The 8191-nt window shown below is 72.3% G+C and carries 9 protein-coding genes and 1 pseudogene; 4 read left to right on the top strand and 6 right to left on the bottom strand.

Annotation, left to right across the window (positions count from 1 at the left end; genetic code table 11):
- The 3 genes and pseudogenes from KGQ19_RS29140 to KGQ19_RS29130 form a co-directional block, all read right to left on the bottom strand.
- A partial coding sequence (locus tag KGQ19_RS29140) for an NAD kinase (protein ID WP_212014739.1) occupies positions 1-891 on the bottom strand: 891 nt, incomplete at its 3' end.
- A 223-nt stretch (positions 892-1114) separates the two neighbouring features.
- Positions 1115-1915: pseudogene (locus KGQ19_RS29135) on the bottom strand (TlyA family RNA methyltransferase); the annotation flags it as partial.
- The gene (locus tag KGQ19_RS29130; protein WP_212014737.1) at positions 1912-2208 is read right to left on the bottom strand and encodes a hypothetical protein; all 297 of its coding nucleotides are present in this window, start codon (positions 2206-2208) and stop codon (positions 1912-1914) included. The pseudogene KGQ19_RS29135 and the gene KGQ19_RS29130, both read right to left, overlap by 4 nt.
- 422 nt (positions 2209-2630) lie before the next feature.
- Here KGQ19_RS29130 and KGQ19_RS29125 point away from each other — a divergent pair, with 422 nt between their 5' ends.
- The 4 genes from KGQ19_RS29125 to KGQ19_RS29110 all read left to right on the top strand — a co-directional run bounded on the left by KGQ19_RS29125 (position 2631) and on the right by KGQ19_RS29110 (position 6244).
- Positions 2631-3956, top strand: a complete 1326-nt coding sequence (locus KGQ19_RS29125; RefSeq protein ID WP_212014735.1) for a glycosyltransferase 87 family protein — start codon at positions 2631-2633, stop codon at positions 3954-3956.
- A 10-nt stretch (positions 3957-3966) separates the two neighbouring features.
- Positions 3967-4296 (top strand): alkyl sulfatase C-terminal domain-containing protein, encoded by a 330-nt coding sequence (locus KGQ19_RS29120; protein ID WP_212014718.1) that lies wholly within the window; start codon positions 3967-3969, stop codon positions 4294-4296.
- A 135-nt stretch (positions 4297-4431) separates the two neighbouring features.
- On the top strand, positions 4432-5040 hold the full coding sequence (locus KGQ19_RS29115) for a TetR/AcrR family transcriptional regulator (RefSeq protein WP_212014716.1): 609 nt from the start codon (positions 4432-4434) through the stop codon (positions 5038-5040).
- Between the two features lie 70 nt (positions 5041-5110).
- Positions 5111-6244: a CaiB/BaiF CoA transferase family protein gene (locus KGQ19_RS29110; RefSeq protein WP_212014714.1), complete on the top strand. Its 1134-nt coding sequence runs from the start codon at positions 5111-5113 to the stop codon at positions 6242-6244.
- 25 nt (positions 6245-6269) lie between these two features.
- Here KGQ19_RS29110 and KGQ19_RS29105 read toward each other — a convergent pair whose 3' ends face one another.
- The 3 genes from KGQ19_RS29105 to KGQ19_RS29095 all read right to left on the bottom strand — a co-directional run bounded on the left by KGQ19_RS29105 (position 6270) and on the right by KGQ19_RS29095 (position 8143).
- Positions 6270-6434, bottom strand: coding sequence for a hypothetical protein (locus KGQ19_RS29105; RefSeq protein WP_212014711.1), 165 nt, complete (start codon positions 6432-6434; stop codon positions 6270-6272).
- A 192-nt stretch (positions 6435-6626) separates the two neighbouring features.
- The gene (locus KGQ19_RS29100; protein ID WP_368862178.1) at positions 6627-7619 is read right to left on the bottom strand and encodes an HAD-IIA family hydrolase; all 993 of its coding nucleotides are present in this window, start codon (positions 7617-7619) and stop codon (positions 6627-6629) included.
- Between the two features lie 77 nt (positions 7620-7696).
- Positions 7697-8143 (bottom strand): tetratricopeptide repeat protein, encoded by a 447-nt coding sequence (locus tag KGQ19_RS29095; RefSeq protein WP_212014707.1) that lies wholly within the window; start codon positions 8141-8143, stop codon positions 7697-7699.
- Positions 8144-8191: the final 48 nt, after the last annotated feature.

The following is an 8191-nucleotide window of genomic DNA, read 5'->3' as shown; positions in this document are numbered from 1 at the left end:
CCACCCATCCACCGGCAGCGCGAACTTAGCCACCAACCGATCCGTGAACGGCGCCCGATGCAGCCGCGCAAACCGCACCGGCAGCGCCCCGTGCCGCACCTCGACCCGGGCGCCGCGCGGCAGGTCGATCACGCGGCGGCCGTCGCACCACATCACAGCGCCCTTGCTCGCCGCGTCGTCGCCGTTGGGTTGTAGCTCCAGGGCCAGTAGCGAGTGGGGGGAGACCACCAGGGGGCGGGCGAAGAGGGCGTGGGCGCTGATCGGGACCAGGAGCAGGGCGTCCAGGTCGGGCCAGACGATCGGGCCGCCGGCTGAGAAGTTGTAGGCGGTGGAGCCGGTCGGGGTGGCGAAGATGACGCCGTCGCAGCCCCATTTGGACAGCGGGCGGCCGTCGATCGAGACCAGTACCTCGAGCATGCGCTCGCGGGAGTACTTCTCGACGCTGGCCTCGTTCAGGGCCCAGGAGCGGTCCACGACCTGGCCGTCGAGGCGGACCTCGACGTCCACGGTCATCCGTTCCTCGACCGTGTAGTCCCGGGCCACGATCCGGTCCACGACGAAGGCCAGGTCCTCGTACTCGGCCTCGGCCAGGAAGCCGACGCGGCCCAGGTTCACGCCGAGGAGCGGGACGCCTGCGGTGCGGGCCACCTCGGCGCCGCGCAGCATCGTGCCGTCGCCGCCGAGGACCACCACCAGCTCGATGTCCTCCAGCGCCTGGGCGTCGGCCGCGCAGACCGGGGCATCGGTCTCCAGCTCCCCCGCCTCGCCGGCCAGGACCCGCACGCCGACCCCGGAGGCGGACAGCCGCGCGACGGTGTCGCGCGCGGCGTCCAGGGCGACCTGCCGGCCGGTGTGGACGACCAACAGCACGTTGCGCTCGCCGTGTCCCATCAGTTCAGTCCCCAGACCCTTCGTTCACGATCAATCCAGCAGCGCTGACAGCATCCGGCACGGGCTCCGGTGCAAGCTCCGGCGTGGAGTCCGGCACGGGCTCCGGTGCAAGCTCCGGCATGGAGTCCGGCACGACCTCCGGCGCGGACTCCGACCCGCGCTCCGGCCCGAGCTCCGACCCGAGCTCCGCCGTGGAGTCCGCATCAAACCGCCCGTCCCCGGCCGGCCCTTCCTTGATAGCCCGCGTCAAATCCTCCTCCCGCAGCGGCGGCGCGTCGGCGCGCAGCCACAGGAAGTACTCCACATTGCCCGCCGGTCCCGGCAGCGGACTGGCGGCCACGCCGCGCACGCCGAGCCCCGCCTTCGCCGCGGCGGCGGCCACGTCCCGCACCGCCTCGGCATGCAGGGCGACGTCGCGCACCACGCCTCCGGAGCCCAGCCGCTCCCGGCCGACCTCGAACTGCGGCTTGACCATCAGGGTCAGGTCCGCCTCCGGGGTCGCGCAGGCGGCCAGCGCCGGCAGCACCAGCCGCAGTGAGATGAACGACAGATCACCCACCACGAGTTCCGCCGGGCCGCCGATCATGTCCGGGGTCAGGTCGCGGACGTTGGTCCGGTCCAGCACGGTGACCCGCTCGTCGGTGCGCAGCGACCAGGCGAGCTGGCCGTAGCCGACGTCCACGGCCACCACGTGCGCGGCGCCGTTGCGCAGCAGCACGTCGGTGAAGCCGCCGGTGGAGGCCCCGGCGTCCAGGGCGCGGCGGCCGGCGAAGCTCAGACCGTGTCCGGCGAACGCCGCCAGCGCCCCGGCCAGCTTGTGCCCGCCGCGCGAAACGTAGTCCGCGCCCAGTCTCGGCTCGGCGACCACGATCGCCGCGGCCGTCTCCACCTGGGTCGCCGGCTTGCCCGCGGTCTGCCCGCCGACGGTGACCCGGCCGGCCTCGATCAGCTCCCGCGCCTGCTCCCGCGAGCGGGCCAGGTTGCGGCGCACCAGCTCGGCGTCCAGGCGGCGCCGCGGCGTCACCGCGGGCCCTGGGCGCCCGCGGGCTGCTCGGACAGGATCGCGCGCAGCTCGGTGTGGACGGCGTCGTACACGTCGGCGTGCTCCGGCAGCGGGGTGCCGGGCAGAGCGGCCAGGCGGTCCAGGGCGTCGTCCACCCGCCGGTCGCCGGAGTGCTCGTAGTCCACGTGGAAGTCGGCGGGTTCGGCGCCGTCCTGGAAGGCGGTCGCCGGCGTGCCGGCCTCCCCCTCCGGTCGGCCGTCCGTCTCGAACTCGTCCATGGTCGCGCCGCTCGCCTTCGGTTGTCGGTTGTTCACTACGAACGCTATCGTGCGGACCCACTGCTGCGCCGACTGTGCACTGACTGTGGCGCTTGCTGTGGCGCTTGCTGTGGCACCGACTCCGGCCCGCGCACCGGCACCATCTTGACGACGCCAGCGAACTACGACAAGCTGTAGCAGAACCAGATGGCCGCCGCGAGGACGCCGCGAATTAGCAATGCCGCCAGATATTGCACAGATTGCCTCAGGATTCCCTCATGCAGCGATGAAACCCTGGTCAGGGCGTCGCCTGACGGGCATCTGCCGTTAACTCACAAATCTTTCGAGTGACATTCATGCGCCGTCCATATCCGCTAACGTATGCGACTGTCGCGAAGAATCCCCTCGCCGCGACACCCCCTGGAAGCGCGTGAGTCCTGCCGCGGCGCCGGCGTCGGATCATAAGGAGTATCGCTGGCATGGCGATGGTGGACGACGGTCCCTGGATCGACCGTTTGACAACGTCTTACAAGCCGTGGAGCCGACGCCGGGCCGCCGCCTGGTGGATGGCAGCGGCCGTCCTGGTCTTCGGGATCGGGCTGATAGCCGGCAAGGGCGGGAACCCGCTGATAGACCTGAAGGTCTACCGGGACGGCGGGATCTCCTTCATGAAGAACCTGCCGCTGTACACGACCGCCTTCCCGCGGCCGCTGGCCGGGCCGAACCTGCCGTTCACCTACCCGCCGTTCGCGGCCGTGGTGTTCAGCGTGCTGGGTTTCGTCGGCTACTACCTGGCCGCGGTCCTGATGGTGGCGATCGGGTTCACCGCCCTGACCTGGACCTTCTACCTGGTGCTGCGCACCCGCGCCGGAGCCCGGTTCCTGCCCGAGCCCACACCCCGGGTGCTGGTCACGCTGACCCTGCTCAGCCTGGTGATGGAGCCGATCAGCAGCACCTTCCTGCACGGGCAGATCAACCTACTGCTGATGGGCCTGGTCGTCACCGACGCGCTCGGCCCGAAGACCAGGATCCCGCGCGGCGTGCTGGCCGGCATCGCCGCGGCGATCAAGCTGACGCCGGCGGTGTTCCTGCTCTACTTCGTCGCGCGCCGGCAGTGGAAGACCGCGTCGAACATGGCCGCGGCCTTCGTCGGAGCCACCTCCCTGAGCTTCATCCTGGCCCCGCGGGACAGCAAGGCCTACTGGACCGAGACGGTCTTCGACCCGACCCGCATCGGCGACCTCGGATACGCCGCCAACCAGTCGCTGCGCGGCGGGCTGCACCGGCTCGGCGGGCTGCCGGGGCTGGCGATGTCGGTCAAGACCGAAGAGCACCTGTGGCTCGCGCTGTCCATGGCCGTCATCGCCCTGGCCTACCTCGGGGCGCGCCGGGCGGTCCGGCACGGCGACCCGGTCTGCGCGCTGGCCGTGGTGGCCGCCTGCCAGCTGCTCATCTCCCCGGTCTCCTGGTCGCACCACTGGGTCTGGATCGCCCCGATGCTCCTGCCGTTCGCCATCCAGATCATCCGCGGCCGGCAGCGGCTGAAGATGGCCGGCCTGGCGCTGCTCGCGCTGGTGTTCCTGATCGGCCCGCTACTGCTCTTCCCGGTGGACCACGGCCTGGAGATGCACTGGGGCTGGTGGGAGAACGCCATCGGCGACGCCTACATGCTGATCACCCTGGCGTTCGTGGTCTGGGCCGCGGTGACCCGGCGCCGCCGGCCGGCACCGGTGGCCGCCGAACTCCCGGCGCCGCGCGTGCCGACGGTCGCCGACGCCACGCTTACACCGGCCGACGTGCGTTAGGGTCACGCGAGTGGCCACCATCGAGCAATGCCGGGAAGCGCTGAAGGAGTTCGCCGGGAATCTCGGCGACATGGACGAGTCGAACAAGAAGCTCGTGCGGACCGTGAGCCTGAAGGTCCCGGACCTGGACGTGACCTTCCACGGCACGCTGCGTGAGGGGACCCTGGAGGACGTCACCACCGAGCCCCGGGACCGCGCGCAGATCCGGCTCACGATCAACAGCGACGATCTGGTGGCGCTGGTCGCCGGGCAGCTGAACTTCGCCTCGGCGTGGGCTCGGGGGCGGGTGAAGCTGGAGGCTTCGTTCTCGGATCTGCTGCGGCTGCGCAAGCTGCTGTGAGTCTGTGGCTGCGCAACCTGCTGTGAGTCTGTGGCTGCGCAACCTGCTGTGAGTCTGTGGCTGCGCGAGCTGCTGTGAGCTGCCGAGCTCGGCGGTCCTCAACAAACCGGCAGATCTGCCTGTAAGTTGGTCGGCGTGACCACACGCCGCACCCAGGAGGAACGCTCCGCCACCACCCGCCGGCTGCTGCTCGACGCGACCGTCGAGTGCCTGGTGAAGCACGGCTACGCCGGGACCACCACGATCCGGGTCTCGGAGCTGGCCGGGGTCTCGCGCGGGGCGCAGGTGCACCACTTCGCGACCAAGGACGAGCTGGTGGTGGCCGCCGTCCGGCACCTGGCCGAGCAGCAGGCCGAGCTGGTGCTGGCCCGGCCGGACCTGATGGCCGGGTCGACCGATCCGGTCGGGGACGCCCTGGAGCTGCTGTGGAAGGCGCATCAGGGCCCGACCTTCGACGCCGCGATCGAGTTGTGGGTGGCCGCGCGCACCGATCCGGAGCTGCGGGAGGCGACGACCGCGTTCGAGCGGGCGCTGACCGCGCGGTTCGCCGAGGTGTCAGTGATCTTGTTCGGGCCGCGGGTGACCGCGCTGCCGGACTTCCAGCTGCGGCTGCTGACCGCGCTGGAGGCGATCCGCGGGCTGCGGATGGTGTCCTTCCTGCATCCCCACCCCTCCGCGCGGCTCGACGAGCGGTGGCAGAGGTCGAAGGCACTGCTGCGGCCGTTGTTCGAGCAGGCGCCTTGACGCCGGAACTGGTACACCAGCAGAAGTTGATACTCCGTCAGTAATCGCCGCCGGAGCGCCGGGAGGGTGCATGGCTGGGCCGCTGCAGGGACTGAAAGTCGTGGAGATCGCGGGCATCGGGCCCGGGCCGTTCGCCGCGATGCTGCTCGCCGACCTCGGCGCCGAGGTGATCCGGGTGGACCGGCCCGGCGGCGGCGGGCTGTCGATGGGCGACCGGGACGTGCTCAACCGGGGCCGGCGCTCGGTGGCCGTGGACCTGAAGCACCCCGGCGGCGCCGAGGTGGTGCTGCGGCTGGCCGAGCAGGCGGACGTCCTGATCGAGGGCTACCGGCCGGGCGTGGCCGAGCGGCTGGGCATCGGCCCGGAGGCCTGCCTGGCCCGCAACCCGGCGCTGGTCTACGGCCGGATGACCGGCTGGGGCCAGGACGGGCCGCTGGCGCCGCGGGCCGGGCACGACATCGGCTACGTCGCCGTCACCGGCACCCTGCACGCCATCGGCCGGGCCGGCGGCCCGCCGCAGGTGCCGCTGAACCTGGTCGGCGACTTCGGCGGCGGCTCGATGTATCTGGTCGTCGGGGTCCTGGCCGCGGTCTGGGAGGCGGCCCGCTCCGGCCGCGGGCAGGTCGTGGACGCCGCGATCGTCGACGGCACCGCGCACCTGTCGGCGATCCTGCACGGCTTCGTCAGCCTGGGCCTGTGGCGCGAGCAGCGCGGCACCAACCTGCTGGACACCGGGGCCCCGTTCTACGACGTCTACGAAACCTCGGACGGCGAATACATGGCGGTCGGCGCGATCGAGCCGCAGTTCTTCGCCGAGTTGGTGCAGCGGCTGGGGATCGCCGACCGCGCGCCGGGGCAGAACGACCGCGAACGCTGGCCGGAACTGCGAGCCCTGATCGCGGACGTGTTCCGGACCCGGACTCGCGCACAGTGGACCGAGGTGTTCGAAGGCAGCGACGCGTGCGTGGCCCCGGTGCTGTCGGCGAAGGAGGCCGCGCAGCATCCGCACCTGGCCGCCCGCGGCACGCTCGTGGAGCGCGACGGCCTGACCCAGCCGGCCCCCGCGCCCCGGTTCTCGCGGACCTCCGCGGAGCTGGGGCTGCCGCCGTGCGCGGCCGGGGCGCACACCCGGGAGGCGTTGGCCGCGTGGGGGTTCGAGGACGTGGACGCTTTGGTCGAGGCCGGGGCCGTGGTGCAGGGCTGACTCAGGCCAGTGGTGCGGGGCCGGCTCAGCCCAGGCTGACCTTGATCACTTGCGAGGACGGGAAGGCGACGGTCCCGTGCTCGTTCTTCGCGAACACCCAGCCCGCGGCGAACGCCACGGAGTGGACCGGATATTCGCCCTCATCCACCAGCACGACACGGACCGCCGGACGCCAATCGAGTTCCTTCATGCCGCCAGCCTCGGCACCGGGCCGCGATCCGGCGACGTGGCGGGTCCAGGCAGGGGACGCCGCCGTGCCGCGGGCCGAACCCGCGGGCGCCCGCGCGGGGGCAGCCCGCGCTACGCCAAGCTCACGAGCGCGCGCCGAGGCAGCGGCCCCAGTGGCCCCAGCTTGCGCGCGGCTCCGCGCGGCTCCGCGCCGCTACGCCAAGCTCGCGAGCGCGTCCTCCATGTCGACCGGCCCGCCGTACTCCCACACCGCCGCGCACATCGCCCGCAGCGCGTCCATCTTGTCCCCGTGGCCGTGCAGCACCAGCTGCTCGGACACCACCGCGGCGGACCAGCGCGCGCAGACGAAGCTCACGCCGTCCCGGATCGGGGCGACGTGCGAGGTCAGCAGGCCCCGCAGATCCTCGGCGAGGTAGCTGGGCCGCCGGTCGGCCGGGGCGGCGAGCAGGTCGCGCGGCGTGGTCACGCCGGTGAAGACCAGCAGGCTGTCGGTGTGCCCGCGCACCGCGCCCTCGATGTCGGTGTCCAGCCGGTCGCCGACGATCAGCGGCCGGGTGGCGCCGGAGCGCAGGATCGACTCCCGGTGCAGCGGCAGCTCCGGCTTGCCCGCGACCTGCGGGACCGCGCCGGAGGCGGCGCGCACCGCGGCGACCAGGGTGCCGTTGCCGGGGGCGATGCCGCGGGCGCTGGGGATGGTGGTGTCGGTGTTGGTGGCGATCCAGGTCACGCCGCGGCGCACGGCGTAGGTGGCCTCGGCCAGGTCCTTCCAGCCCAGGTCGGCCGAGAAGCCCTGCACCACGATGTCGGGCAGGTCGTCGGCGGAGGCCACCGGCTTCAGGCCCACCTCCTGGACCGCCGCCATCAGCCCTTCGCCGCCGATGACCAGGACCCGGCCGCCGTCGCCGACGCAGGCGTGCGCCATGCGGGCCGCGGCCTGGGCCGAGGTGACGACCTCGGCCGGGGTCGCCGGGACGCCGAGTTCGTTCAGGTGCTCGGCGACGGCCTCCGGCGTGCGCGAGGCGTTGTTGGTGACATAGGCGCGCCGCATGCCGTGTTCGGCGGCGGCGCGCAGGGCATCGGCGGCGTGCGGCACCGCGTCCGCGCCGCGGTACACCACGCCGTCCAGGTCCAGCAGCGCCGTGTCGTACGCCTCGGCGAGCGACTTCTGCGAGGTCAGCAGCGGCAGGGGCGCGGCGTGGCCGGCGCCCCCGGAACGGTCAGCGGTCTCAGCGGTCACACCTCCATCTGATCACACTCGGCGGCTCAGGTGTCGGCCAGCCCCTTCTTGCCGGTCTGCTCCCGGAGGGTGGACCGGGCGGCGCGCAGGGCGTTGGCATAGTGACGGATCTCCGGACGCATCGCGGCGGCGGCGGACAGGTGCTCGACGGCGACATCCATCTGGCCGAGTTTGGCCGCGGCCAGGCCCCAGCCGAATTGTGCGTAGTCGTCGTCGGGGCTCACATGGGCGAGTTGCGCGAAACTCTCGACGGCCTGCTCGTAGAGTCCGCCGTCGAAGTGTGCGCGGGCCAGCGCCTCCAGCACCGGCGCCGAGTCGGGGGTCTTGAGGGCGACCTTGGTGAGCAGCTGCGCCGCGCCCGCCGGGTCGCCGGCCTCCAGCAGCTGGACGCCTTGCCGGTACCAGTCGGCAGCTTCTCCGGTCGGCTCGCGGGTACCGTCCTCGGCGTCGTACTCGCCGTATCGCTCAGACATCAGATCCTCCGTCGTACTCGGCTCCCGCTAACGGCTCCCCATCCGTGA

It is taken from the genome of Catenulispora pinistramenti (genome assembly GCF_018274385.1).
Classification (GTDB): Bacteria; Actinomycetota; Actinomycetes; order Streptomycetales; family Catenulisporaceae; genus Catenulispora; species Catenulispora pinistramenti.
The sequence above is the reverse complement of the archived record's forward strand: the minus strand, read 5'-3'. Positions and strand labels throughout refer to the sequence as shown.